30 protein-coding genes are annotated in these 25,068 nt (G+C 67.3%); 14 read left to right on the forward strand and 16 right to left on the reverse strand.

Annotated features, from left to right (window positions below; translation table 11 throughout):
- Positions 1-114 precede the first annotated feature (114 nt).
- The 4 genes from ACWEH3_RS19790 (at position 115) to ACWEH3_RS19805 (ending at position 3,308) form a co-directional block, all read left to right on the forward strand.
- Positions 115-987 carry an SDR family NAD(P)-dependent oxidoreductase gene (locus tag ACWEH3_RS19790; protein ID WP_450023981.1) on the forward strand — a complete coding sequence of 291 codons (873 nt, stop codon included), beginning with the start codon at positions 115-117 and terminating at the stop codon, positions 985-987.
- Complete coding sequence (locus ACWEH3_RS19795) at positions 984-1,826, forward strand: SDR family NAD(P)-dependent oxidoreductase (protein WP_450023979.1); 843 nt, start codon at positions 984-986, stop codon at positions 1,824-1,826. The genes ACWEH3_RS19790 and ACWEH3_RS19795 overlap by 4 nt, the downstream gene beginning before the upstream one ends.
- A gap of 63 nt (positions 1,827-1,889) precedes the next feature.
- Positions 1,890-2,495 carry a ClpP family protease gene (locus ACWEH3_RS19800; protein WP_450023977.1) on the forward strand — a complete coding sequence of 202 codons (606 nt, stop codon included), beginning with the start codon at positions 1,890-1,892 and terminating at the stop codon, positions 2,493-2,495.
- A gap of 219 nt (positions 2,496-2,714) precedes the next feature.
- Positions 2,715-3,308, forward strand: coding sequence for a ClpP family protease (locus ACWEH3_RS19805; RefSeq protein ID WP_450023975.1), 594 nt, complete (start codon positions 2,715-2,717; stop codon positions 3,306-3,308).
- Here the strand turns inward: ACWEH3_RS19805 and ACWEH3_RS19810 are convergent, their stop codons facing one another.
- A complete protein-coding gene (locus tag ACWEH3_RS19810; protein WP_450023973.1) occupies positions 3,309-3,695 on the reverse strand; it encodes a helix-turn-helix domain-containing protein in 387 nt (128 codons plus the stop codon). It abuts the gene before it with no gap.
- Positions 3,696-3,824: 129 nt separating this feature from the next.
- On the opposite strand from ACWEH3_RS19810, the gene ilvD reads away from it, so the two are divergent.
- A complete protein-coding gene (ilvD, locus tag ACWEH3_RS19815; protein ID WP_450023971.1) occupies positions 3,825-5,531 on the forward strand; it encodes a dihydroxy-acid dehydratase in 1,707 nt (568 codons plus the stop codon).
- A gap of 314 nt (positions 5,532-5,845) precedes the next feature.
- Here the strand turns inward: ilvD and ACWEH3_RS19820 are convergent, their stop codons facing one another.
- From ACWEH3_RS19820 to ACWEH3_RS19835, 4 genes are all read right to left on the reverse strand, one after another.
- A complete protein-coding gene (locus ACWEH3_RS19820; protein WP_450023969.1) occupies positions 5,846-6,574 on the reverse strand; it encodes an alpha/beta fold hydrolase in 729 nt (242 codons plus the stop codon).
- 37 nt (positions 6,575-6,611) lie between these two features.
- Positions 6,612-7,577, reverse strand: coding sequence for an alpha/beta hydrolase (locus tag ACWEH3_RS19825; protein WP_450023967.1), 966 nt, complete (start codon positions 7,575-7,577; stop codon positions 6,612-6,614).
- Positions 7,578-7,616: 39 nt separating this feature from the next.
- A complete protein-coding gene (locus tag ACWEH3_RS19830; RefSeq protein ID WP_450023965.1) occupies positions 7,617-8,339 on the reverse strand; it encodes an alpha/beta fold hydrolase in 723 nt (240 codons plus the stop codon).
- A 103-nt stretch (positions 8,340-8,442) separates the two neighbouring features.
- Entirely contained in the window at positions 8,443-9,450 is a 1,008-nt protein-coding gene (locus tag ACWEH3_RS19835) for a GlxA family transcriptional regulator (RefSeq protein WP_450023963.1), read from the reverse strand.
- A gap of 77 nt (positions 9,451-9,527) precedes the next feature.
- On the opposite strand from ACWEH3_RS19835, the gene ACWEH3_RS19840 reads away from it, so the two are divergent.
- Positions 9,528-10,139: a TetR/AcrR family transcriptional regulator gene (locus tag ACWEH3_RS19840; RefSeq protein ID WP_397279212.1), complete on the forward strand. Its 612-nt coding sequence runs from the start codon at positions 9,528-9,530 to the stop codon at positions 10,137-10,139.
- A gap of 24 nt (positions 10,140-10,163) precedes the next feature.
- On the opposite strand, the gene ACWEH3_RS19845 is transcribed toward ACWEH3_RS19840, so the two are convergent.
- Complete coding sequence (locus tag ACWEH3_RS19845; protein ID WP_450023960.1) at positions 10,164-10,400, reverse strand: MmyB family transcriptional regulator; 237 nt, start codon at positions 10,398-10,400, stop codon at positions 10,164-10,166.
- Between the two features lie 137 nt (positions 10,401-10,537).
- Here ACWEH3_RS19845 and ACWEH3_RS19850 point away from each other — a divergent pair, with 137 nt between their 5' ends.
- Positions 10,538-11,452 carry an SDR family NAD(P)-dependent oxidoreductase gene (locus ACWEH3_RS19850; protein ID WP_450023958.1) on the forward strand — a complete coding sequence of 305 codons (915 nt, stop codon included), beginning with the start codon at positions 10,538-10,540 and terminating at the stop codon, positions 11,450-11,452.
- Between the two features lie 52 nt (positions 11,453-11,504).
- Here the strand turns inward: ACWEH3_RS19850 and ACWEH3_RS19855 are convergent, their stop codons facing one another.
- Complete coding sequence (locus ACWEH3_RS19855) at positions 11,505-11,927, reverse strand: hypothetical protein (protein ID WP_356967057.1); 423 nt, start codon at positions 11,925-11,927, stop codon at positions 11,505-11,507.
- A 151-nt stretch (positions 11,928-12,078) separates the two neighbouring features.
- Between ACWEH3_RS19855 and ACWEH3_RS19860 the strand changes: the two genes are divergently transcribed.
- Positions 12,079-13,092, forward strand: coding sequence for a Ppx/GppA phosphatase family protein (locus tag ACWEH3_RS19860; RefSeq protein ID WP_450023956.1), 1,014 nt, complete (start codon positions 12,079-12,081; stop codon positions 13,090-13,092).
- Between the two features lie 8 nt (positions 13,093-13,100).
- Here the strand turns inward: ACWEH3_RS19860 and ACWEH3_RS19865 are convergent, their stop codons facing one another.
- Both ACWEH3_RS19865 and ACWEH3_RS19870 read right to left on the reverse strand, forming a co-directional pair.
- Complete coding sequence (locus tag ACWEH3_RS19865; protein ID WP_450023954.1) at positions 13,101-14,051, reverse strand: serine/threonine-protein kinase; 951 nt, start codon at positions 14,049-14,051, stop codon at positions 13,101-13,103.
- A gap of 188 nt (positions 14,052-14,239) precedes the next feature.
- Positions 14,240-14,656, reverse strand: a complete 417-nt coding sequence (locus ACWEH3_RS19870; protein WP_450023952.1) for a hypothetical protein — start codon at positions 14,654-14,656, stop codon at positions 14,240-14,242.
- A gap of 230 nt (positions 14,657-14,886) precedes the next feature.
- Between ACWEH3_RS19870 and ACWEH3_RS19875 the strand changes: the two genes are divergently transcribed.
- On the forward strand, positions 14,887-15,042 hold the full coding sequence (locus ACWEH3_RS19875) for a DUF6011 domain-containing protein (RefSeq protein WP_355075981.1): 156 nt from the start codon (positions 14,887-14,889) through the stop codon (positions 15,040-15,042).
- 79 nt (positions 15,043-15,121) lie between these two features.
- On the opposite strand, the gene ACWEH3_RS19880 is transcribed toward ACWEH3_RS19875, so the two are convergent.
- The 3 genes from ACWEH3_RS19880 to ACWEH3_RS19890 are packed head-to-tail and all read right to left on the reverse strand — an operon-like array spanning position 15,122 to position 16,471.
- Positions 15,122-15,973, reverse strand: coding sequence for a class I SAM-dependent methyltransferase (locus tag ACWEH3_RS19880; protein WP_450023948.1), 852 nt, complete (start codon positions 15,971-15,973; stop codon positions 15,122-15,124).
- Between the two features lie 4 nt (positions 15,974-15,977).
- The gene (locus ACWEH3_RS19885) at positions 15,978-16,319 is read right to left on the reverse strand and encodes a VOC family protein (protein ID WP_450023946.1); all 342 of its coding nucleotides are present in this window, start codon (positions 16,317-16,319) and stop codon (positions 15,978-15,980) included.
- A complete protein-coding gene (locus ACWEH3_RS19890; RefSeq protein WP_450023944.1) occupies positions 16,316-16,471 on the reverse strand; it encodes a CopG family transcriptional regulator in 156 nt (51 codons plus the stop codon). Before ACWEH3_RS19890 ends, ACWEH3_RS19885 begins: the two co-directional genes overlap by 4 nt.
- Positions 16,472-16,619: 148 nt before the next feature.
- Here ACWEH3_RS19890 and ACWEH3_RS19895 point away from each other — a divergent pair, with 148 nt between their 5' ends.
- The 4 genes from ACWEH3_RS19895 to ACWEH3_RS19910 all read left to right on the forward strand — a co-directional run bounded on the left by ACWEH3_RS19895 (position 16,620) and on the right by ACWEH3_RS19910 (position 21,780).
- Positions 16,620-17,252 (forward strand): TetR/AcrR family transcriptional regulator, encoded by a 633-nt coding sequence (locus ACWEH3_RS19895; RefSeq protein WP_379254201.1) that lies wholly within the window; start codon positions 16,620-16,622, stop codon positions 17,250-17,252.
- Positions 17,253-17,537: 285 nt separating this feature from the next.
- A complete protein-coding gene (locus ACWEH3_RS19900) occupies positions 17,538-18,779 on the forward strand; it encodes a PucR family transcriptional regulator (protein WP_450023941.1) in 1,242 nt (413 codons plus the stop codon).
- 100 nt (positions 18,780-18,879) lie between these two features.
- Positions 18,880-20,250 carry an ABC1 kinase family protein gene (locus ACWEH3_RS19905; protein ID WP_450023939.1) on the forward strand — a complete coding sequence of 457 codons (1,371 nt, stop codon included), beginning with the start codon at positions 18,880-18,882 and terminating at the stop codon, positions 20,248-20,250.
- 384 nt (positions 20,251-20,634) lie between these two features.
- Positions 20,635-21,780: an esterase/lipase family protein gene (locus ACWEH3_RS19910; protein ID WP_450023994.1), complete on the forward strand. Its 1,146-nt coding sequence runs from the start codon at positions 20,635-20,637 to the stop codon at positions 21,778-21,780.
- Positions 21,781-22,001: 221 nt separating this feature from the next.
- Here ACWEH3_RS19910 and ACWEH3_RS19915 read toward each other — a convergent pair whose 3' ends face one another.
- Positions 22,002-22,631, reverse strand: coding sequence for a glyoxalase (locus ACWEH3_RS19915; protein ID WP_450023937.1), 630 nt, complete (start codon positions 22,629-22,631; stop codon positions 22,002-22,004).
- Positions 22,632-22,820: 189 nt separating this feature from the next.
- On the opposite strand from ACWEH3_RS19915, the gene ACWEH3_RS19920 reads away from it, so the two are divergent.
- Positions 22,821-24,101, forward strand: coding sequence for an ATP-binding protein (locus ACWEH3_RS19920; protein WP_450023935.1), 1,281 nt, complete (start codon positions 22,821-22,823; stop codon positions 24,099-24,101).
- On the opposite strand, the gene ACWEH3_RS19925 is transcribed toward ACWEH3_RS19920, so the two are convergent.
- The 3 genes from ACWEH3_RS19925 to ACWEH3_RS19935 form a co-directional block, all read right to left on the reverse strand.
- Positions 24,086-24,253, reverse strand: a complete 168-nt coding sequence (locus ACWEH3_RS19925; protein WP_450023933.1) for a hypothetical protein — start codon at positions 24,251-24,253, stop codon at positions 24,086-24,088. The genes ACWEH3_RS19920 and ACWEH3_RS19925 overlap by 16 nt on opposite strands.
- Before the next feature lie 272 nt (positions 24,254-24,525).
- Positions 24,526-24,879 carry a hypothetical protein gene (locus ACWEH3_RS19930; RefSeq protein WP_450023931.1) on the reverse strand — a complete coding sequence of 118 codons (354 nt, stop codon included), beginning with the start codon at positions 24,877-24,879 and terminating at the stop codon, positions 24,526-24,528.
- The coding region (locus tag ACWEH3_RS19935; RefSeq protein WP_450023929.1) for a hypothetical protein at positions 24,872-25,068 on the reverse strand (197 nt) is incomplete at its 5' end. The genes ACWEH3_RS19935 and ACWEH3_RS19930, both read right to left, overlap by 8 nt.

A 25,068-nucleotide genomic window follows, 5' to 3' on the forward strand; every position in this document is an offset into this window, starting at 1 on the left:
CCCGGCTGGAGCGTACCTCTGTCGTTCTGCCGCAGTTCACCGTCTTGACTGTACCAACATGTAGCTTCATACATGTTGAAAGAAACATGTAGCTGGTTACTTATGGAGGCTGATATGACGACTCAGGGTTCGAAGGCGGTGCTGATCACCGGTGCGGGCGGCGGAATCGGTTCCGCCACCGTCGAGGCGTTCGCCGCGCGGGGCTACCGCGTCTACGCCGGAGTGCGGACGCTGCGAAACGCCCCCCGGTTCGGGCACGCGAACGTCGTGCCGGTGGAACTCGATGTGACCGACAGCGCGGGCGTTCGCCATGCGCTCGACGAGGTCGCGACCGACCGTGGCCCAGCCGGGTTACAGGTGCTGGTGAACAACGCGGGCGTCATCGTGCAGGGGCCGCTGGAGCTGGTCCCCGACGCGGAACTGCACCGGCAGTTCGACATCAACGTCTACGGCCCGCACCGGGTCCTGGTGGCCGCACTTCCGCTGTTGCGGGCGGGCGGCGGCCGGGTGATCAACATCAGCGCGGCGAGCGCTCGCACCGCGATGCCGTACCTGGGACCCATCTCGGCGAGTAAGGCCGCGCTCGAATCGTTGTCCTACGCGGCCCGCGTCGAGCTCGCGCCCTGGGGCATCCCGGTCTCGGTGGTGGAACCGGGCGCGCTCGAGACGACGATCTTCTCCAAGGCCGAATCGGCTGCGCGCGAAGCACTTTTGCTGGCCGACGCCGACCGTGTCGAGCTCTACCGCGCACAATTGACCGCCGTCGAAAAGGCGCTGGCGGAACAGAAGACACGGCCGGTCGGCACGGTGGTCGACGCGATCGTGCGGGCGGCCGAGGCCAGGCGGCCCAAAGACTGCTACGTCGCGAGTTCGGACGCACGCATGCTGCGGATGCTCGCGTATCTGCCTTTCCGCCTGCGCGATCGGGTGATCGCCGGTGCATTGGGCTTGGGCAAATCCGACGTGGCGGCCGGAGCGGCGCGATGAGCCGGATCGTGTTCGCCGGGGCCACGTCCGGGCTGGGACGGCAAGCGGCACTGCGGCTGGCGAAGGACGGCCACGAGCTCGTGCTGGTCGGCCGCGACGCGGAAAAAGGCGCGCGGCTGGCTCGCGAGACCGGTGGCCGGTTCGTGCGCGCGGATCTGGCGGTCTCGACGGGTATCGACCACGTCGCGGAGCGGGTCGCCGAGCGGTTCGACGGCGTGGACATCTTGATCAACAACGCCGGTGTCATGACGCCCGAACGTCGCGTGACCGGCGAGGGAATCGAGCTGAATCTCGCCGTCCATCATCTCGCGCCCTTCTCGCTGACCGGACGACTGCTGCCGTTGCTGTGTCGCGGCGGCGGCCGGGTGGTCAACGTCAATTCCGAAGGGCACCGGCAGTCGATGTTCCGCGCGGGCCCGGTGCGCATCGACTTCGACGACTTGCCGAGCGAGCGGAACTTCGACCCATTCGTGACCTACAGCCGTACCAAGTTGGCCAACCTGTTGTTCACCTACGAACTGCGTCGCAGGTACCCGCAATTGACTGTGGCCGCACTGCATCCCGGCTTCGTGCGCACCGACCTCGGCCGAGAATTTCCACGGGCGCGGGTGGCGATGCTGCACCTGACGGCGTTGTCCGCGCGGCAAGGCGCGGCGCCGGTCGTCCACCTGGCGACGACGCGGGATCTGGTGAACGGGGCCTATTACAACCGCTTCACCGAGACGCGCAGCTCGGACGCGTCCTACGATCGGGATACCGCGCTGCGGCTGTGGGAGGTGACCGAACGGCTGCGTGGCCCCTTCGCCGCGCCGGTTCGGGATCCCTCGCTCGACTGCTGAGAGCGGATCTGCCGAGGGCAGCAGGAGAACGGTCCGGCGCCACGCATGCGGCACCGTGGAGCCATGGCTCACGATGACAAGACTCCGATGTTCAGCTGGCGGGCACGCGAGCAACTGCTCAGTCGCCGCATCGTCGTGCTCGACGGCGCGCTCGACGACGACAACGGGACGCTGCTGATGACCCAGCTGCTCACGCTCGCCGCCGAGGATCCCGAGGCGGGTATCTCACTGTGGATCCATTCACCGGGCGGATCGGTCCCCTCGATGCTCGCCATCCGCGACGTCATGCGGCTGGTGCCCTGTGAAGTCTCCACGCTCGCGCTCGGATTGGCCTGCAGTGCGGGGCAATTCCTCTTGTCGTCGGGCACCAAGGGTAAACGTTTCGCATTGCCGCACGCCCGGGTGCTGATGCACCAGGGATCGGCGGGCATCGGCGGCACGGCCGTCGACGTCGAGGTCCAGGCCGACGATCTGCGCTACACCGTCGACACCGTGCTCGGGATCATCGCCGAGGACACCGGTCAGCCGTTCGATCGGATCTACGAGGATTCGCTGCACGACCGGTGGTTCACGGCGGCGCAGGCCAAGGAGTACGGCTTCATCGACCACATCGTCGACTCGTTCGGGCAGATCGTCCCGCAACGCCAGCGAATCGGGATCTCGGCATGATCGGTCAGCCCCGGAGGCGGCAGCGCAGCGTGACCACGGAGGGGCCCGATCGTGCCGGAAAGGACACAGCATGATCGGTCAGCCCCGGAGGCGGCAGCGCAGCGTGACCACGGAGGGGCCCGATCGTGCCGGAAGCGGGCACAGCATGATCGGTCAGCCCCGGAGGCGGCAGCGCAGCGTGACCACGGAGGGGCCCGATCATGCCGGAAAGGACACAGCATGAGCACTTACACCATCCCGAATGTGATCGCGCAACATCCGCGTGGCGGGGAGCGGATCACCGACATCTACTCCCACCTGCTCGCCGAGCGCATCGTCTACCTCGGCACGCCGATCGACTCCGGGGTCGCCAACGCGCTCATCGCGCAGCTGCTGCATCTGGAATCGGAGAGCCCGGAGCAGGAGATCAACCTCTACATCAACTGCGAGGGCGGCGATCTGTCCTCCATGCTCGCCGTGTACGACACCATGCAGCACATTCGTTCGCCCATCCAGACCACCTGCGTCGGCCAGGCGATCGCGGTCGGCGCGGTGCTGCTGGCGGGCGGCGAGCCGGGCCGTCGTGCCATGCTCCCGCACGCCAGGGTGGTGCTGCACCAACCCGCCGCACGTGGACAGGGCGCGATTCCCGATCTGATCCTGCAGGCCGACGAGCTGGTGCGGCTGCGGGCGGAGATCGAGTCGATCCTGTCCCGGCACACCGGGCAGTCGGTGGAGCGACTACGGCACGACACCGACCGCGACCGGGTCTTCACCGCGCCGGCCGCGATCGAGTACGGCCTGGTCGACCAGGTTCTGGGACGGCGCGACTGATCAGGCCGCCAGCGCCATGAGCGTGGGCCCGGTGCCGGAACGCGGCGCCGACCGCGGCAGGAGGGCGATCCGGCGGCGCGCGCGGAGTTCGTCCGCCACCTGGCCGGTGAGCTCACCCAGCGTGGTGCCGAGCGATCCGGCCAGGGCGGCGATCATCTCGCTCGACGGCTCTTTGCGTCCCCGCTCGACCTCCGACAGATACTGCGGGGAGATGCCCGCCCGCCGGGCCGTCTCGACCAGCGTCTCGCTGCGGTCCTGCCGCAGGGTGCGCAACTGTTCGCCGAGCACCTCGCGCCACAAGGGTTCCGGCGGCGTTCGCGAGTCCGGTTGCGGGGTCCGGTCGTCGCGTCCACCGGGAATCGAGTGCAGTCTCGGGTGCTCGCTCATGAGCTGAGCGTACGGTTCCGGGCCGCCGGAGTGCCCGGCATTACGCTCAGGGCGGACGAGCGGCGGGTCTTCGCGAATTCGGCGTGGTCGTCGCGGCAATCGGCGCGGAGGCGAGCATGATGGGAAACCGTGCCCGAGAACTCGAAAGTCCCAGATCTGAAACCGCGCAGCCGTGACGTCACCGACGGGCTGGAGAAGACCGCCGCTCGCGGGATGTTGCGCGCGGTCGGCATGGGCGACGACGACTGGGAGAAGCCGCAGATCGGCGTGGCCTCCTCGTGGAACGAGATCACGCCCTGCAATCTGTCTCTGGAGCGACTCGCCCGGGGCTGCAAGGACGGCGTCTTCTCCGGCGGCGGCTTCCCCATGCAGTTCGGCACCATCTCGGTGTCCGACGGCATCTCCATGGGACACGAGGGGATGCACTTCTCCCTGGTCTCACGTGAGGTGATCGCCGACTCCGTCGAGACGGTGATGCAGGCCGAGCGGCTCGACGGTTCGGTGCTGCTGGCCGGCTGTGACAAATCGCTGCCCGGGATGCTGATGGCCGCGGCCCGGCTGAACCTGGCGAGCGTGTTCCTGTACGCGGGGTCGATCCTGCCCGGAATCGCGAAGCTCTCCGACGGCAGCGAACGCGAAGTGACGATCATCGACGCCTTCGAAGCGGTCGGCGCCTGCGCCCGAGGGTTGATGAGCCGTGACGACGTCGCCGCGATCGAGCGGGCGATCTGTCCCGGCGAAGGCGCATGCGGCGGCATGTACACCGCCAACACCATGGCCAGCGCGGCCGAGGCGCTGGGCATGTCGCTGCCCGGCAGCGCGGCGCCGCCCGCGACCGACCGGCGCCGCGACGGTTACGCCCGGCGCAGCGGCGAGGCCGTGGTCGAGTTGATCCGCCAGGGCATCACCCCGTCGGACATTCTCACCAAACCCGCATTCGAGAACGCGATCGCGGTCGTCATGGCGTTCGGCGGCTCCACCAATGCCGTGCTGCACCTGCTGGCCATCGCGCACGAGGCGAATGTCGACCTGTCGCTGGACGACTTCGCGCGCATCGGTCGCCGTGTGCCGCACCTGGCGGACGTCAAGCCCTTCGGCAACCACGTGATGACCGATGTGGACCGGATCGGCGGCGTGCCGGTCATGATGAAAGCCTTGCTGGATGCCGGTTTGCTGCACGGCGACTGCCTGACCGTGACGGGACGGACGGTGGCGGAGAACCTGGCCGACATCACTCCGCCGGACCCCGACGGCAAGGTGATCCGCGCGATGGCCGCGCCGATCCATCCGACCGGTGGCATCACCATCCTCTCCGGTTCTCTCGCACCGGATGGCGCCGTGGTCAAGTCGGCGGGTTTCGACTCCGACGTGTTCACCGGCACGGCACGGGTTTTCGATCGGGAACGGGCCGCGATGGACGCCCTGGAAGACGGCACGATCGCGGCAGGCGACGTGGTCGTCATCCGGTACGAGGGGCCGAAGGGCGGTCCCGGGATGCGCGAGATGCTGGCCATCACCGCGGCCATCAAAGGCGCGGGCCTGGGCAAGGACGTGTTGCTGCTCACCGACGGGCGGTTCTCCGGCGGCACCACGGGCCTGTGCGTCGGGCACGTCGCGCCCGAAGCCGTCGACGGCGGCCCGATCGCCTTCGTGCGCGACGGCGACCCCATTCGGCTCGATGTCGCCGAGGGCACGCTCGACCTGCTGGTCGATGCCGACGAACTGGCCCGCCGCCGCGCAGGCTGGGAACCGTTGCCGCCCCGCTACACCCGGGGCGTCCTGGCCAAGTACACGAAGCTGGTGGGCTCGGCTTCGACCGGGGCCGTCTGCGGCTGACGGATGCTCGATGCCGCGCACGACAGGGCCGAGTATCGAGGCCGCGCAGGCTGAGAACCGTTGCCGCCGATTGCATCGCAATGTCGTATCGAAGTACGCGGAGCTGGTGGGCCGGGCTCGATCAGGGCTGTGCGGCTGAGGAATTCGGTGCAGCGCAAGGCATCCGGTCCAGTACTGCGACCGTGCCTTGCTCTGTGAACTGGTTGTACGGCTCGACGGCTCGCCGCCAGTCGAGCTATGGAGGACGGGATGGGTCGGGCCCGCGCGGGGGAATCTCCCACCGCGCGGGCCGCTTTGCGTGACCGCGCGGATCCCTAACCGGCGGCGGCTCGGGCGATCAGCTCACCGACCACGTCGGGAGCGGACACCGAGACCGCGTGCGAGGCCGAGACCTCGACGATCTCGGCGCTCGCACGTTCGGCCATGAACCGCTGCGCTTCCACCGGAATGTTCTTGTCCTCGCCGGTGACCAGCGCGAACGACCGGATGCCCCGCCAAGCGGTGGCGGTCGCGGGCTGTTGCAACGCGTCGAGGGCGACCGGTCGCTGGGTCGCGGCCATCAGCTCGGCCGTGGCGGCGGGCACGTCGGCGGCGAACTGCCGGTGGAATTCCGCCTGCCGGATGTAGAGCTCGGTACCGGTGCCTCCGTCGGGAAGCGGATAGGACGCGGCCCGGGTGGTGGGCCCGAGCGTCGATCCGGGGAACTTGTCGGTCAATTGGAGTGCGCTCTCGCCCACATCCGGAATGAACGCGGCGATATAGACGAGCGCTTCGACGTCGCTCCTTCCGGCGGCGGCGACCGTGATGACGCTTCCGCCGTAGGAATGGCCGACCAGAACGTTCGGCCCTTCCACGGAATCGAGTACCGACGCGACATAGGCCGCGTCACTGTCCAGACCGCGCAGTGGATTAGCGGCCGCGATCACGGGATGTCCCTGGGCGCGCAGCCGCTCGATGACCCCGTTCCAGCTGGACGAGTCGGCGAACGCGCCGTGGACCAGCACGATGGTCGGCGTGGAAGGACTGGCGGGCTCGGTGCTCACAAGTGTGGTTCCTTCGAATCGGGTGGTCGGGGACCGGTCAGTCGGTGTACAGCGCGGACCGCAACGTCGCGACGGCCTGCGCCACCGCGGCTTTGGCGGCATGGGTGTCGTGCAGCGAGTTGACCATCACGAAGTCGTGGACGATCCCGCCGTAGCGCACCTGGGTGACCGGCACGCCCGCGGCGCGCAACTTACCCGCGAAGGCCTCGCCCTCGTCGCGCAGCACGTCGGCTTCGGCGGTGATGACCAGCGCGGGCGGCAGCCCGGCCAGTTGCTCGGTGGTCGCCCGCAGCGGTGAGACGGTGATCTGCGCGCGCTCGTCGGCGCTGGTGGTGTACTGATCCCAGAACCACTTCATGCCCTCGCGGGTGAGGAAGTAGCCCTCGGCGAACTGCTGGTAGGAGCCGGTGTCGAAGTTGGCGTCGGTGACCGGGTAGAACAGCACCTGCTGAACGAAGGAGACGTCGCCGCGCTCCTTGGCCATCAGGGTCAGCGCGATGGCCATGTTGCCACCGACCGAGTCACCCGCGATCGCGATCCGGGACGAGTCGAGGCCCTTCGCCGCGCCCTCCGCGGCAACCCACTGCGCCACCCGGTAGGACTGCTCGTTGGCCACGGGATACCGCACATCGGGCGACCGGTCGTATTCGGGGAAGACCACGGCGGCGTGCGTGCCGACGGCCAGGTCGCGCACCAGGCGGTCGTGGGTGTGCGCGTCGCCGAATACCCATCCCGCGCCGTGGGTGTAGATGATCACCGGCAGCGGTTCGGTGCTGCCCTGCGGCTTGACGATCCGAACCCGCACCGAGCCCGTCGGCCCGCCCTCGACCGTGATCCACTCCTCGTCGACCTCGGGCTTGAAGATCGGCGCGTCCTGCACGGAGTCCACCGCCTTGCGCCCTTCCTCGGGCGGGAGCTGGTAGAGGAACGGCGGCTGCGAGGTCGCGTCGACGAACTCCTGCGCCGCCGGTTCGAGCGAGATGCCCAGCGGGTTACCTGACATGATCGTGCCTCTCGTAGAAGTGGTGGAAACTGCGGTGATTCAGGCGGATTGATCGATCGCGTCGGTGATGACGGCCACGACTTCGTCGGGGTGGGTCTGCATCACCAGGTGTGGTCCGTCGATCTCGACCACCGCGCGCATTCCGGCTCGCTGGTAGCCGAATCGTTCGACGTCGGGATGGATGGTGCGGTCGGCGCTGGACACGATGCCCCAGGCCGGTTTCGTCTTCCACGCGGCCGCCGAGGCGGGCTCGGTGAACGCGAACGCCGACAGCGGCCGCTGCGAGACCGCGAGGACCGCGGCCTTCGCCGGGTCCAGGCCCGCGGCGAAGACGTCGGGGAATGCGTCGATGGCGACCGAGACGTCCGTGCCGGGCTCGTCACCGTCGATCGGGTACGGCGCGTAGACGAGGTTGGTCGCCAGATCGGAATCCGGGAATCCGCCCTGTAATTGCCCGAGGCTCTCGCCTTCTTCCAGGGCGTAACCGGCCACGTAGACCAAGCCCACCACGTTGTCGGCGACGCCTGCGACGGTGATGACGGCACCGCCGTAGGAGTGGCCGGCCAGCAGGACGGGGCCGTCGATCCGTTCCACGAACGACTTGATGTAAGCCGCGTCCGCCGACAGGCTGCGGTTGAACACCGGGGGAACCACGACGCGATGGCCGTGGTCCAGCAGCCGTGCGGTGACGGGGGACCAGCTCGAGGCGTCGGCGAAGGCGCCGTGCACCAGAACGATGGTCGGACTTGCCGGGGCGGACATCGTTTTCCTTTCTCCAGCGCTCGGTGAGCGGCGCTGTGGCCGACTCAGTCTCGGCCGTAGGCCCCGCCGCGCGCCCCTCCCCACCGGCCACAAAAGCCTCCGTTCAGGACACGGCCTGCTCCAGCGCCGGATCGATCCGGGCGGTCGACCGGAAACGCTGCTGGTACTTGCGCGGGGAGATGCCCACGCGTGCCACGAAGGCCCGGCGCAACGCCTCGCTGGTGCCGTACCCCGCGGCCATGGCGGTCTCCGTCACGCTGTATCCGGCGTGCAGCATGTCCCTGGCCGTGCCGAAGCGGATGAACGCTACGTATTCCGCGGGCGAGCGTTCCAGTTCCGCGCGGAACAGCCGGGTCAGATGCCGGACGCTGACCCGCGCGTGGGCGGCCAGCGTCTGCACCGTATGCGGATACGCCGGGTCCGCGCAGACCAGATCCACCACTCCGCGCACCAGCGGGCTGCGCGGCGCCGGTCCGGCCAGCGACGCGGAGAACTGTGACTGGCCGCCCGCGCGCTGCATGTAGACCACCAGCGCCTGCGCGACACTCCGCGCGACGCCGGCGCCGTGGTCCTCTTCGACCAGCGCCAGCGCGAGATCGACGCCCGCGGCGACCCCGGCCGAGCTGTACAGATTGCCGTCCCGCACGAAGATCGCGTCCGGGTCCACCTCGATCGATGGATAGCGTCGCGCGAGCTCGGTCGCGAATTTCCAGTGCGTGGTCGCGCGGCGCCCGTCGAACAGGCCCAGATCGGCCAGAACGAAGGCACCGCTGCAAATGGACGCCAGCCTGCGGGTGTTGCAGGAAAGATGCCGCGCGGCCGCCAAGACCTCCGGCGTCATGAACTTCCCTGGTGGCAGCTCGCTGCCCGGAATCACCACGGTGTCGAAACGGCCCGCGTCGGCTGCCGCGCAGCTCACCTCCACCCGCGCGCCGATCGAGGTCTGCGCGTCCTTGCCGTCGGCCGAGACCAGCACCACCTCGTACCCCGCCACCGACTGATTGGCCTCGACGAACACCTCTGCGGGCCCGACGAAGTCGAGCATCTTCACGCCGTCGAAGACCAGGATGCCCACCCGTTTGCTGGGCGAGGCGGCGAAGTTGTTGGACATGTCACCATTATTGTGGAGGCACGGCTCCAGAACAAGCGATGTGCCGCAGTTCGCACGCCGATTGGTACGGTGAGCACATGGGACGGCCGCGACGATTCGACGAGTCGAACCTGCTCGACGCCGCAACCGAGTTGTTCTGGTCGAAGGGTTTCGACAGCACTTCGGTGGAAGACGTCTCGCTCGCGACCGGCGTCGGGAACGGGAGCATCTACGCCGCCTACGGCAGCAAGCGCGGACTGTTCCTGGCCGCGTTCGAACGCTATTGCGAGGGCCGTGCGCGTCTGGTGCGCGATGCCATCGGTTCGGCGGGCGGTTCGGCGCGCTCCGCGGTGCGCGCGCTGTATCAAGCCATCATCGAAGACTGTGCGGCGCAACCGGATCGGCGCGGTTGCCTGATGATCAACAGCATCGCGCAGCTCGGCACCCGGATCCCCGAAGTCGCCACCATCGGCAGCCGCACCACCACCGAGATGGAGCGGGGCGTCGCCGACCGGCTGCGGCCCGCGATGCACGACGCGGGAGACGACGACGAAGCCACGCTCTCGGCGGTCAGCGCCGCTGTCGTGGTGGTCGCCCAAGGCCTGATCCAGCTCAGCCGTCAGGGATTTCCCGCACAGCGGCTGCACGAGATCGCCGATGTGTCGAGCGCGGCCTTACCGCGGGAATGGGCCGATCAGCTCGTGCACTGACCCGGGACGTCGGTCGCCGTGCGTTCAGGGCAGTGTGCCCGCCGCGCGCCCGTTGGTGACCCGCAGGAGGTCGAGCTTCCCCGCGTCCTCGCTGCCGCCTGCCGCCGTGTAGGTGACCATGCGGAGATCGGCGCCCGGAACGACGAGGACGTCGCAGTCGAGGGTGATGTCGCCGAGTTGGGGAACCGTGGCGTCCGCGGGCGCGAGACGATCCCGCCAGGCGTGCAGGAGCGCGCCGAAATCGGCGCGAGCGGAAGCCATGCGCTCATTCTCGCCGCCGCGCGCCGCATCAGCCTGGGTACTGTCAGTCCTGGTAACGGGCGCGGCACTGGTTGCCGAGGGCCGCGGCGGTGACCATCGAGGTGACCGACGGGCTGTCATCCAGCGAAGGAGCCGCTATGCCCTCGACCATCGTGATGACCGGGGCGAGTCGCGGGATCGGCCGCGTCGCCGCGGAGCGCATCGTGCACGCGGCGCCGCAGGCGCATCTCGTCGTCGCCGCACGCGGGTCCACCGGTGCGCGACTGGCGGCCGAACTCGGCGCGGGCGGACACCGGGTCTCGCACGTCCCGGTGGACCTCGATTCGCTGGACAGCGTGCGATCGGCCGCGGACGAGATCCGCAGCGGGCTCGACCTGGGCGAGCTGCCTCCGCTGCACGGTTTCGTGGGCAATGCGGGAATCCAGTACACGAACGCGCTCACCGAAGGGCCGGACGGATTCGAGTCCACCTTCACCGTCAACGTGCTCGCCAACCACCTGTTCATCCGCCTGCTCGAGGATCGCTTCCGCACCCCGTCCCGCATCGTGATCACCGTGAGCGACACTCACTTCGGCGACTTCCGGCACAACTTGGGCATGGTGCCCGGCCCGGTCTGGCGGTCCGCGGACGTCCTCGCCCGCCCCGGCGCGTTCCCCGAGCCGGGCACCACCGCCGCCGGGCGCACCGCGTACTCGACGAGCAAACTCGCCGCCATCCACCTCCTGCACGAGTACGCCCGCCGCCTGCCGGACGGCATCGATGCCATCGGCTTCAACCCGGGCTTCGTCCCCGGCACCGACCTCGCTCGCAACGCGGGTGCGGTCTCCCGCTTCGCGATGCGCCGCGTCCTGCCGGTACTGACCCGCACGCCGTTCGCGACCAGCCGCGCTGCCGCCGGGCGCCACCTCGCGGACGTTGTCCTCGGCGCCACCGCCGCGCCGACCGGCTCCTACGTCGACCGCGACCGGGTCACCCGCTCGTCGGAGGAGTCGTACGATCCGCCGCGCGAAGCCGAACTCTGGGACGCCGTCGAGCGGCTCATCGCGCCTTAAGCGGCCTGAGCCTGCTCCGCGCCACCCGGCCGGAAACGATAGCTTCCAGCGCTCACAGGTAAGGGAAGCAATCGATATCGCGGTGCGTCAGGCAGGGCTGCTCGACGGGCCGCAGCCAGCGGGCGGGGACTCGCAGCGGTTCGACCTCGGGCAGGCGCACGGGCCGATCCTCGCCGTCGAACAAGGTCCCGCGCACCCGGAACACACCCATCGGCAGTCCGAGCGCGTCGGCTTGCTCGCTGGTCAGCACCACCGCGATGCGGGAGTTCGCGGTGATCCGCAGCCCTTCGACGGTGGTCGGCTCGCTGGTGTGGTCGATGTCGGTGACGGTGAGCCGGAACCGGCCGCCGCGCAGCCACGACCACGCCCACGTGAGCGAACCCGGCTGGTCGCAGTCGGGGTAGCGACTGCGTGGCAAGCGCTGCGGGACCAACACCATATAGGTGCACCCGACCTCGATATCGCGGGTCCGCATACCTTTCAGGGTGGCCGCAGCACCGGCTCATCGCAAGGAAACCGGCAAATCAGCGCTACACCGGGGCGGACCCGAAGGCGTAGGCGCAACCGGCCGCCGAAACCGCGCCGGAGTCGGGTATGAAAGCCGCCGCGCAGGGTAGGCGACAGGTGTGCGACTGGGTGTGCTGGACATCGGTTCGAATTCCGCGCAGTTTCTGGTGGTGGATGCCTCTCGCGGGGCGCCTCCGTTGCCACTGCGCGCGTTGAAGGAGCCGGTGCTGCTCGGCGACGACATCGACGCGGCCGGGGTGATCACCGCGGACGGAGCGCAGCGGGTCGCCGACGCCGTCGAGCGGGTGCTGTCCGAGGCCACGCGCTACGACATCGACAGCTTCTACGCGTTCGTCACCGCGGCGATCCGCGACGCGCCGAACCAGCAGGCGGTGCTGGACAAGATCGAGGCCGCCAGCGGCATCCGGCCCCAGTCCCTCAGCGGCGTGCAGGAGGCGCGACTGACGTATCTGGCCGTTCGCCACTGGTTCGGCTGGTGTGCCGGCACCCTGCTCATGCTCGACATCGGCGGCGGCTCCATGGAGATCGCACTCGGCCGCGACGCCGAGCCGAGCCTCGCGCTGTCGCTGCCGCTCGGCGCGGGCAGGCTCACACGGGCGTTCTTCGCCCAGGACCCACCGCGGCGGTCGGAGCTCGAGCTGATGCGCAGGCACATCCGCGACTGCCTCGGACAGGTGCGCGACCGCTTGCTGTGGGAAGGCCCCCCACGACACGTGATCGGCAGCTCGAAGACGTTCAAACAGCTCGCCCGCCTCTCAGGAGCCGCACCGCAACGCCACGGACCCTTCGTCGCGCGCACCTTGCGGCGGGGCCAAGTGCATGGCAGCGTCCGCAAGCTGGCCGTCATGCCTGCCGAGAAGCGGGCGGCCCTGCGCGGGGTCTCCCCGGCACGCGCGAGTCAGATCCTGGCCGGAGCGATGGTGGCGGACGCGACCATGGCGGCACTGGACATCGACTGCCTGGAAGTGAGCCCGTGGGCCTTGCGAGAAGGGGTCGTTCTGGAACACATCTCCACGCGCGTCGACAGCGACCGGACGCTGCCGTTGCACGCGCTCGAGCTGCCGCGGCACGGCCCGGAGTCCCCGGTCAGCGTGCTCCCGCGGCGGGTGTGATCAGGGCATCAGCGGTTGCCGAACGCTTTGCCGCCGAATCGTCCGAATGTGGCATTCATCAGTGGCGAGCGGGTGACCGTGACTTTGAGGCGGTTCAAAATGGGGGCGATGGGGCGGGGGTCGACGTCGCGAAGCGCCTCGGTGAGCAGGCGGACGGGTTCGGCGCAGGAGTCGTAGCGGTCACCGGGGGCTTTCGCGAGTGCCCGGTGCAGGATCGCGTCGACTTCGGGCGGGATCCAGCGGTGCTGTGCGGAGAGCGCCGGGGGCGGCTCGTGCAGCTGCGCTTCGGCGGTGGCCATGAGGTTCACGCGAGAGAACGGCGTGTGGCCGGTGAGCAGCTCGACGGCGGAACAGGCCAACGCGTACAGGTCGGTGGCCGGTGACACCGTCTCCGCCCGCAGCAGTTCCGGCGCGGCATACGGCACCGATACGACGACGAACCCGTTGGTGGCCAAAGGCGGTTCCGGCCGATCCAGCCACCGCGCCGAATCGAAATCCGAGATCTTCACCGTCGGCTCGTCCGTCCCGACCAGCATGTTCGCCGGTTTCACGTCGAGATGGACCACTCCGTTGGCGTGGGCGAAATCCAATCCCGCCGCGACGTGCGTCAGTACGTGGAGCACCCGCCGCAGGTCCGGGTAGCGATGCGGTGAACGCACCAATGTCGAACCCGTCGCGCCCGCCACGTACTCGTGTGCCGACCACAGCCTGCCGTCGGTTTCCCCGTGCGTGTACATCCGCACGATGTCGGGGTGTCGCAACGCCGACAAGATGTCGAACTCGTGCACGAATCGGGCCCGCGCCTCGGGGGATCGACTGTCCTCGGGCCCCAAGATCTTCAAGGACACCGGGCGTGACCACTCCGGATCCTCGGCCAGGTACACGTGGCTGCTGCCACCGTGTCCCAGCGGGGCCCGCACGACGAAGCCCGCGAACTGGTCACCTGGTTCTAGCAGCACCGCCTCACCATAGTGCGATGGCCCCAGCCGCACGCCGGTGTTTGCCTTCGGTGTGCTCAACGGCACTGCGCTCGCGCGGTAAGCGCGATGATGCCCGCCGACGCGCAGCCTGCGGGACGCGAGACTTCTCCCGCCGGCCCGAAGGTCGTGGCACGACACATCAGGCCGACGGGCAGCACAGCGGTGGATCAGACGAGGGTGATCTTGAGGGTGTAACCAGCCGCCGAGCCGTCGGCGGAGGAGACGAGGATCTGGTAGTCGTTGCCGTCGGCGACGAGATCGGCGTGCGGTACCTCGTTGGCGACCTGCGGCCCGATCAGCGGGGCCACCGAGATGCGGGCATTGCCCGCGACGTCCAAGCTCAGGCGCTGCCCAGGCGCGGTGGCGATGGAATAGCTGTCGGCCTTGCCCTGCGCGACGTTGCCGTTGATCTCGGCGCTGTTCTGGCCGGGAGCGATCTGCAGGCGTTGCACGACGCCGGGAACCGAAGGAATACCGGGCGCGGCCTGGGCGGTCGCGGCCCCTCCGGCCGCGGTGAAGCTGACGACGGCGAGCACCGCGGGCACGGTACCCACCAACGAACGAATCAGTCGAGAAGCGGTCATGGGCACCATCTTTCCTCAGCGCGTGTGCGAGATCTCACCAGGCTGCGGTAAATCGATGGCTACGCCCGGGGATCGAGCGTGATCACCGCACCGACGAAGGCGCCACAGTGACCGATCATGGATGGAACACCGGCAATGGACGGGAAGATGTCGGTGCCTCATGCCACACTGGCGGTGTAGTCACCTGGCCAGAGGAGAACGAATTGGCCGACATTGATGACCGCCCCGTGGTGCGACTGGTCGCGCATTGCCGTCGCTGTCACGGTTGGCTGCTGTCGCCACAATCGGTCGCACAAGGAATCGGCCCCACCTGTGCGATCCGTGAACGCGCGGAGTTGCGCGCCCAATCTACCCGAGAGCTCACTCTTTTCGATGTCGCGGCGTAGCCGGGGTTCGGTACGTTGTCATCGACTCCATAGCTGAGCTGTGGCATGGGGAGCGAGACGGCCCGGCGGACCGATGCGTTCAGGTCGTCGCGATCAGAATCTGTTCCGATTCGGCCGGTCGCAGCCCGTCGGTCCGGTCGGCGAAGTAGCGGCCGGTCAGCTCCGCGGCGGAGACGTGCCGGGTGGCGGCGAATCCCGCGTCTTCGGCCAGCCGCACCATGTCCTCGGGACGGAAGAAACTGATGAACGGCGTGCCGGATCGGCGGGCGCCCTCCTCGGCGAATCCGCGCATTACCTGTTCCTCGGCGTCGACGAGTTCTAGCGGCAGCAGGAAGGTCGTGACCAGAGCGGAGCCCGGCGCGAGCACTGAAAGTTGCTGCAGAGTAGCGATGTTAGCCTCGCGGGTCAGGTACATCGAGACGCCGGCTGAGGCGACGAGCGCCGGACGAGCGGGGTCGAAACCGGCCTCGAGGAGCCGTTGCCACCACGCGTCCACTTCGAAATCGACCGGGACCAGCCGCAACCACGGCGGGATGTCGAAGCCGAGTTCGGTGAGGCGCTGCCGTTTCCATGCCTGCGGTCCGGGTTGGTCGACCTCGAAGACGGTGAACCGTGCGGCCAGCTCGGGTCTGCGCTGGGCGAAGGTGTCCAGCCCCGCGCCGAGTACCACGTACTGATCCACGCCGCGCTCGGCTTGCTCGGCCAGCAGATCCTCTACGAAACGCGCCCGGGACACGATGCCCGCGCGCATCGGCGCGGTGGACTGCGGAGCCATGTCCGGACGGTCCCGCCAGCCGTCCTCGGGCGCGGCCAGGCGTAGGCCGACGCGGTCGTCGAACACGTGCGGTGCCCCGTCGTGCAGCACGTGCACGGCTCGCCACAGCGCTACCCGGACCGCGGTGCTGTCCGGCGCGATCGTCTCGGGTGTCATAGGCTCACTCCTCTCCCGGCGCTTGCAGGCTCCAAACCCGCCCGTCCGGGTCGTAGACGGTCATTTCCCTCGTCCCGTAATGGGTCGGCTCGAAGTCGGTGCGGATCTCGACGCCGTCGCCCGGACGTACCTCTGGGCTCGCCACCTTCAGCACCAACCGGGTGCTCGTCTGCTGTGTCGGCGGCACCTCGGCCACGAAGACGTAAGCTCCCTCGCCGTTGCGGAATTGGCCGGAGTTGTGATCGGTCTCGAAGTCGACCGTGAAGCCCAGCCCTTGCAGGAATTTCGCCATCCGGCCCCAGTTGTGGGTCTCCAGGAACACGGCCTCGATGCCATCGGTGGTCATTGCCGATCCTCTCCTTGGTCGTCGAGGTAGGCGCGCAGCGCGGCGGTGACCAGCGCCGACAACGACATCTCCGACTCGATCGCCCGGTACTTGACCTGCTTGATCAGCTCGATCGGCAGGTAGACGTTGAACTGCTTCACTTCCTCGGCCACGAGATGATGCTAGCAAACTAGCATGCTAAGGGACAGGGTCCCGGCATCCACCGTCGAGCGGGTCATCGAACCCGAGTTCGAGCACGACGCCGGTGGCTGTGGTTAAGATGAGCGACGCTCATTTTCCGTGGACGGGCGGGAGGAAGTCATGCCGCCGAAGGCTGTCGGTCAACGTCGTCGCCCCTCGCAGGCGCGGGCCAAAGCGACCAGGGAGCACATCCTGGACACGGCGGCGCGGCTGTTCGGCGAGCGCGGTATCGCCAATACCTCCACGAACAAGATCGCGGCGGAAGCGGGCGTGAGCATCGGCACGGTCTACCGGTACTTCGCCGATCGCGGTGTCCTGGTCGAAGAACTGCTCGAGCGGTTGCTCGAAACGGTGGAGCGGCGTTTCACCCAGCGCGTCTTCGACTTGTCGGGAAAAACGATGCATCAGGTCGCCGCCGACATCCTGGGCGTGATCACCGAAGAGCTGGTGGCCAATGCGAAGTTGGTGCGCGCGCTCGTCGCCGGCGTGCAGTTCTACAGCAGTGGCATTCCCGAGTTCGAACCGCGGCTGCGCCTGCTGGTGAAAGTGATGCTGATCCAAGTGCTCGGTCCGGGCGACGATCACGAGTACGACGTGATGACCTTCGTCGTGATCAATACCGGTTTCGCGGCGGTTTTGCGCGCGTCCGCCCTCGAGGTCGACGACCCCGCGCGCGCGGAGGCGATCGACATGACAGCGCGGATGATCGGCGCTTGGGCCGAAGCCGAGGCGGCGGCGCGCGCGGCCGTTTGAGCAGCTGTGGCGCTCTGCGCAAAAAAGTGAGCACCTGACCATGTATGTGGTGTGCATGAGCTTCCCAAATCGGGCTTTCCCTCATGATCTTTGCTGGTCAAAGCCCATTTTTTCGTTACCTCCCCAGTCGCCCGAAGCGGAGTAGCAGCTGAGTCGGCCTGCGGTTTACCGTTTTTCCACGGACCGAACGGCAGAAAGCGCCGCAGACACCGCGAGGTAGTCACGGTCGCCGATCGAGCGCGAACCCGGCGCTCCATCGGTTCCACGGCGACAAGGAGGTCACCAGTGACGATCGAGAGCATCGCCCACGTCGAATCGAACAAGCCGCGGCGCGTCACGTCGCATGCACCGAAAACCCATCGGGCAGCCGCGAAGGTCGTCGCGCACCTCATCGATTCCGCCGCGTTGCCCGGCGGCACGCCCGAGGCGGAAGCCGCTGCCGTGGTGCGGATGTGCTTGGAGTGGGCCGTCCAGCGATTGAACGGGCAGGCATCTGCCGGACGAACCGACATTCTGCAGACAGCGGCGGCGGGATGGGCCAGGAAGGGGATCCCGATCGACGGCATCCTCCATGCGATCCACGCCGGGTTCAAATTCGGATTGGGCATGCTGTTCGCCGACAAAGACGGCCGCGCCGACCTCATCGCGGGCACCGCCGTCACGCTCGAGCTCTTGAACCTGATCACCGCGACGGTCAGCAAAGCGTATGTGCGAGAGTGCAAAGCCGTGGCGGCCGAGGACCACACCGCGACGCACACCTTGACTTCGGCGCTGCTCGGCGGGCACGCGTCCTCGATGATGGCTCGCGAATGCGGAATACCGGTCGCCGACGAGTATTTCGTGCTCGCCGTCGCCGTGCCCGCGCATCCCGACGAAAGCCTTCCCCAGCTCGACAGCGGAGTCGTCGCCCGGCGTAAGCTGCGCCGCCTGCAGTCCGGCCTCGCCGACCTGTTCGACGGCCGGGCGCTGTCGCTGCTGTCGGTCGACGGAGGAACGATCCTCATTCCCGCCACCCAGCTCAGCGCCCTCGATCTCGACAGCGTGGTCGACAAGCTGTCCGCTGCGGCACGCGTGCCGGTCACCGCCACCGTCGTGACCGCGGGTCCCCGGCAGGTCTCCGTCGCCGCTGCCCAAGCCCATGAGTTGCTCGACACCGTAGAGCAACTCGGACGCGAACCCGGGTTGTACAGATTCACCGAACTGGCGCTGCAATATCAGCTCACCCGGCCCGGCATCGGCCGCGATGTGCTCGGCACCCAGGTCGCGCCGCTGATGGAACACCCGGACCTGTTGGAGACGCTGCGGATCCACATCGACAACGACCTCAACCGCCAGCGCACAGCTCGGCAACTCCACGTGCATCCGAACACCGTCGATTACCGGCTGCGCCGAATCGCGCAGCTCACCGGACTCGATCCCGCCGACGCCAGGGGACTGTGGTATCTGCGTTCAGCACTGATCGTCTGGACCGACGGCGGCACCCGACGGCTCGCCGCCGATGCCAGGCGAATGGCCGACTCGCGGTAGTCCGCAGGTCGACTCGCGCCCTCGACAATCCGCGATGGAGGTGCGAAGAATATCCGGACGTGCGACGCACGCCGCGCGGATGCTCATGGAGGTGCGTGCCGTGGCCGATCGAGTGCCCGGAGGACGTCTGGTCAGGAGCGGTCGGTTGGGCAGACTGGCCGCAGGCCAAGCCGTGCGCGGGGTCGGAGCACGGTTGTCGATGATCGGCAGGACCGAAGAGGCCCGGAGCGTACTCGCCGAACGTTCCACACTCGCGACCGCGCAGCAGGTTGTCACGGTGCTCGGCAGCATGAAAGGCGCGGCGATGAAGCTGGGCCAGATGCTGTCGGTCCTCGATGTCGACCTCGTTCCCGAATCGCATCGCGAACTCTTTCGGACCAAGCTGGCCGAACTCCGCGATCAGGCGCCGGCCGTGCCGTTCGCGGAGATGCTGAAAGTCATCGAGGACGATCTCGGGCCCCCTGCGCGCGTATTCGCCGACTTCGACGAGACACCGATCGCCGCGGCATCGATCGGCCAGGTCTATCGGGCACGACTGCACGATGGGCGCACCGTCGCGGTCAAGGTGCAATATCCCGGCGTCGATCGAGCCGTCCACGCGGACATGCGCAATCTCGAGATGCTCAGCAAGCTGTGGAAGTCCATGTTGCCCAGCGCCGCCGACAATGCCGTGCTGGACGAGATCTCGCGCAATATCGGTAACGAACTCGACTACCCGCGGGAAGCCAGGACCCAGCATCAGGTCGCGATGCGTTATCGGGGGCATCCTTTCATCACGGTGCCCGACAGTATCGAAGAGTACTGCGCGCGTAGAGTTCTCGTAACCGAGTTCGTCGAAGGCAGCACTTTTCAGCACATCCGGACGCTACCCGACACCGAGCGTGACCGGCTCGGTGAGTTGATCTACCGCTTCTATATCAGTTCGCTGTTCTGCGACAACGAATTCTGCGGTGACCCGCACCCGGGAAATATCCTATTGGCAGCCGACGGCAGGCTCGCGTTCGTGGATTTCGGACTCTACGACCGGATGAACCCCCTGCATGTCGACTTCGAACGCGCGTGTCTGCGTGCGGCCGGGGAGCACCGCGCCCGAGACCTGTACGAGGCCTGGGTCGGGCGCGGCATCATCGACCCGGATGCGGGGGTCTCTGCGGAGGAATGCTTGGAATACGTATGGGCCGCGACGGGATGGCATTTGCTCGACGAGCGAATAACGATTACCCCCGAGGTCGCGACCGGTGCGGTGATTCTGGCTGTCGACCCTCGTGCCGCCCAGTTCAAAGGCATGCGGCAGCAGTTGCTTCCGCCCGAGCACGTGTTCTCGCGACGCGCGGATCTGTTCACCTTCGCCGTGCTCGGTCAGTTGCGGGCCACCAACAATTGGCATCGGCTCGCGCGTGAGTGGCTCTATCACGAGGCCCCCGTCACCGAGATCGGACAGGCCATCGCAAAATGGCGGGCCGGCTTGTGACGCCGTTCGGGTTTCCGTACCCCGAATTCCGCTGATGCGCTGAATCCGGTGACCGACTCCGGCGCCTTGCGTTTCGGATATCGGTCCGGAAATGGGACTGCGTGACCACGGTATCTCGTCGGCAGCCCATGCCATGTGGTCGATCTCGCTTTCTCTCGTTCTGTGGCCGCTCATATAGGTAACCGCAACTTCGCAGTGAGCCGCCCAGAATCCGTTGCTGACCAGCATTTTTCGCCGAATATCGTCCTATCGTTGCTGCCGTTCGACATTGCGAGGCGCGCCTGCCGGCAAGGACAACCATGCCGAAATACGGAAAGGCATTCGATGAGATCAAGCGTCAGTCGGCGAATATTGCGCACCGCCGTATTCGCCGTAACCGCGACCATGACGATGGGGTTGAGCGTGCTGACCGTGCACGCGGCTCCGGAGTCCGGTCCGACGGAGCAGCAGTTGGCCGATTACATCGCGGCGGGCCGTAAGGCGGCGCCGGTGGCGGATTCGGGGAGTGCGGGGTCGGGGTCGGCGTGTACGTCGGGGAGTGGTGCGGGTTCCGGGAATGGATCCGGTGACTGCTACGGGGGTTCGGGCAGTAGTTCGGGATCGTCGGGTGGCTATGCCAGTGACACCGTGGGATTCGGTCCGCCGATGACGTCGTGGGTGGCGGCGTTCGGGTACGGATTGACGCATCCGGATGCCGCGCCGCCGGGAGCGAACGACTGGAACTGTAAGCCGACGGCGGAGCATCCGCGTCCGGTGGTGTTGGTGCACGGGACGTGGATGAACGCCTACAACGGATTCGCGTTCATGGGGCAGCCGATCAAGGACGCGGGGTTCTGCACGTTCACGTTCAACTATGGACGGTCGAATCTGCTGGAGGGCGGCGGTCTGGGGTCGGTGTTGCCGGGGGTGATGGGCACCGGTTACATCCAGGACTCGGCCAAGCAGTTGGCGGTCTTCGTGGATCGCGTGCTGGCGGCGACGGGGGCCTCGGAGGTGGATCTCGTGGCGCATTCCCAAGGTGGGTCGATGTCGAACTGGTACACGAAGTTCGAAGGTGGCGCCGCGAAGGTGAAGAACTTGGTCACTTTCGGTGCGACGCATCACGGGACGAGTCTCGACGGGATCGGCGCGTTGGGGCGGGCGATCAACAACTTCGGAATCGATGTGCTGGGTTTCATCGAGATTTTCGTGGGGCATGCGGGAATTCAGCAGACGATCGGTTCCGACTTCGTCAACAAGCTGAACGAGCACGGTGACACGATCGCGGGGGTGGACTACACCGTGGTCGGTACCCGGTACGACGAGATCACCAATCCGTATGACCTGACGTTCCTGAAGGCGGCGCCGGGAGTGTCGGTGCAGAACATCACGTTGCAGGACGGGTGTGAGCAGGACGTATCGGATCATCTGACGATGATGTATTCGCCGCGAGCGTTGTCGATCGCGTTGCGGGCCTTGGACCCGGTGGGTCACCCGAATCTGGAGTGCACATTCAACCCGTGGCTGCTGGGCGGGGGAGGTTCGCTGTAATCACCGAATTCTCGAGCGTGCGCCGTAGGCGGCGGTTCCAGTGGGACTCCGACGCCGCGTTCCGGCGCACATTCGCCGCGAAGTCTCGGTCATCGACGCGTTGCCCCGATCGATGATCCACACCGCGGCGAAGTGCCCATCGAGCGACCTGGACCCTCGCTCGGTGGGCACACCCATGCGGTCAGTGAGGATGTCTGGAGAGCGCCGGCCGACCGACCGGCTCAGACCGCGGCCTCCCAGGCGAACCCGTCCGGGTCCACGAAAGGGCCGATATTGCCGCGGATGGCGATCCGGTGCGACCCGGTGCCTTCCGGTGCGATGCCGGCGTCCTTGGCCGCGGCGCGGCGCCCGTAGAGCGCCAGTTTGACCGACGCGGCCGGGGTGGCGAACTCCACGTACTTGCTGCCGAAGCTCTTCGCCACGGCCAGGCCGTGGTCGATATAGAACTGCTTGGTCGCCTTGACGTTGTCGACCCCGAGGAGCACGACGAAATCGTCGACTTCCCGAGTGGCCGGACCGGTGTCCTTCTTCGATGACGTCGCCACCTTCCAGAGCGCACCGTCCGGCGCCTGGACGACGCCGCCATAGCCCCAGAAGCTCTTCTTGACGGGCTTGAGCGTCGTCGCTCCCGCGTCGACAGCGGTACCGACGAGGCTGTCGACGGTGCTCGGCTGAGACACCACCAGCGAGAGCACGTAGCCCCGGAAACCGCTGGTCGGGGCGTCGGAGGCGCGGAAGCGCAGCTTGTCGCCGAGTCCGAACGCGGCGGCGTAGAAAGCCTCGGCGGCGCCCGGATCGGGCACCTCGAGCACGACGGAATCGATTGCGGCCTGATCAGTGGTGAGGTTCATGGCACCAACGCTAGGCGGCGCGCGGCGAGCGACGCTTCTCGATTCCTGACCGGTCGGTTCCGGCGGCCCGGGATCCTGGGTGTGCCTGGTCGGCCGCTGCGGCGGGATCGGCTTGCTCGCGTCCGCTGTGGGTGTTTACTGAAGGAGCGGTTCGGTTCGTCCACCCTTCGATGGCGGTTCGAGGTGCGTATGCCGGTATGGCGGATTCGCGAGTTTCGTGACGCTGATCTGGATCAGGCGATCCAGATCTGGGAGCAGAGCCGTATGGACACCGAGGGTGAGCCGGTGTTCGCGTTGGCGGAGGTGCTGGCGTCCGCGCGGGCGGGGCAGCAGGCGGTGGTGGCCGAGGTCGGCGAAGAGATGGTGGGTATGGCCGTCGCGCAGGTCCAAGGTGAGCGGGCGTGGGTGTTGCTGGTGGCGCTCGGTGCGCAGTGGCGTCGGCGCGGCATCGGCAGTGCGTTGCTGGCCGAACTGGAGAGGCGGCTACGGGCGGATGGGGTGCGGCGGATCTGCACACTCGTTCCGGAGGGCGCCACCGGGTCGGTCGCGTTCGAGAATTCCGGCTATCTGCGCAGGACGGGTTTGGTCTTCTACGAGCTGGTCGAACCGTTGGCGCCCGCGCAGTCCAGTCTGCTGAGCGAACTGGGCGGTCGGCTGTTGCCGTCGGGATTGTGGGAGTCGATGGCGGGCATGGACCGAGAGAAAGAAGTCATCGAGCGGCGGATCGTGCTGCCGTTGGCGCGCCCGGATGTCGCGGAACGTTATCGGGTTATACCACCCAAGAGCGTGATCTTGTTCGGACCGCCGGGGACCGGGAAGACCAGTTTCGCGAAAGCGGTCGCTTCACGGTTGGGTTGGCCGTTCGTGGAGTTGTTCCCGTCTCGGCTGGCCGCGAGGGCCAGCGGTGGTCTCGCGGCCTCTTTGCGCGAGGTGTTCGCGGATTTGAGCGACCTCGATGAACTGCTGTTGTTCATCGATGAGGTCGAGGAGATCGCCGGTGCGCGCGAGGGGACGGCGACCAGCCCGGCGCACGGGGTGACGAACGAGTTGCTGAAGCTGATCCCGGTTTTCCGGGAGGACTACAGCCGGTTGCTGATCTGCGCGACCAACTCGGTCCGGTCTCTGGATTCGGCGTTCCTGCGGCCGGGCCGCTTCGACTACGTGATACCGGTCGGCCCGCCCGACGAGCCTGCGCGCAAGGCGATCTGGCGGCGTTACCTGGGTCCGGCAGCCGAGACCATCGATCTCGAACGTTTGGTCCGCGCGACAGTCCACTTCACTCCCGCGGACATCGAGTTCGCCGCGCGCGCCGGTGCGCAGTCGGCATTCGAACGCGCGGTCTGCGAGGAAACGAGCGAACCCGCCGACCTCGAGGACTATCTTGCCGCCGTCGCCAACACTCGCCTGACGCTGACACCGGAAATCCTGACAGCGTTCGAGCAGGACCAGGCGAACTACACCCGCCTATGAGATTCGGCCACAGTTGAGGCGTGATTCGAGGGGATGCTCAACAACTCGTCGGCACCGGTGGCATCGATCAGCGCTTGCAACTGCGGTAGCACCGTGGCGGCGCACCCGACGAACACACCGGTCAGCTTGTCACCGGTGTTCCGGATATCCATATACCCATGTGCTTCAGCGGTTTACGGGCTGGGCAGTTGTATCGGTCGGCCCTGCCGCCGCCGGGCGATCTTCATTCTCAATGATCCGGCCAGCCACTGCGCTTGCTCGTCGCTGTCGGCGACGATAACCGCCACACTGATGACGATGCGCGGAGCCGGGCACAGCGATGATGCATCGTTCAGGTGCGACGAAATCGACGACCGATCTAGTCGGATCGGCCCTGGTGTGGGAAAGAAACGTTCGTTTGTGACTCACACCAGAGGTGATTGCGTTAGTTGAGCTGTTGCGGTACTGCCGTGAACCCCGTCTCGCCGACGGTGATGACGCAGTGCGCGTCATGCCGGTCGAGCTCGTGCAGCGCTTCCAACAAATGGGTGGACATAAGCGATTGCCACTGTTGCCATTTCTGGTCTTCGGGATAGAGCGAGGACTTGCTCACCTCGACGTAGTAGGCGCGCAGTTCATCGCCCGTGACCGCGAATTCGATGGGCACATCCAGTCGTTCACCGCCACGGCCGGTGATCTGCAAGCCCCGATCCGACGACGAGATCTCCACCTGCCACTCGCGGCCTGCCGCGATCACCGATTGCGTCAGCTCGGCTGTGGTGGGGTGCGAGCTAGGCACGACATTTACCTCCAGGGAACGCAGTGACGATGACGCCGTTATCGACGATGACTGTGGGTTCGACGGTTTTCGCGATCTGCCCGTTGACGTGGTTGGGACTGCCCTCGGTTTGGTTGACTCCTGACCTGTGAGGATTGCTCCTCGCTGGAAGGATGTCCCCCATGCCGAAGCCGTATCCCGAAGAGTTCC

Source organism: Nocardia sp. NPDC004718 (assembly GCF_053601535.1).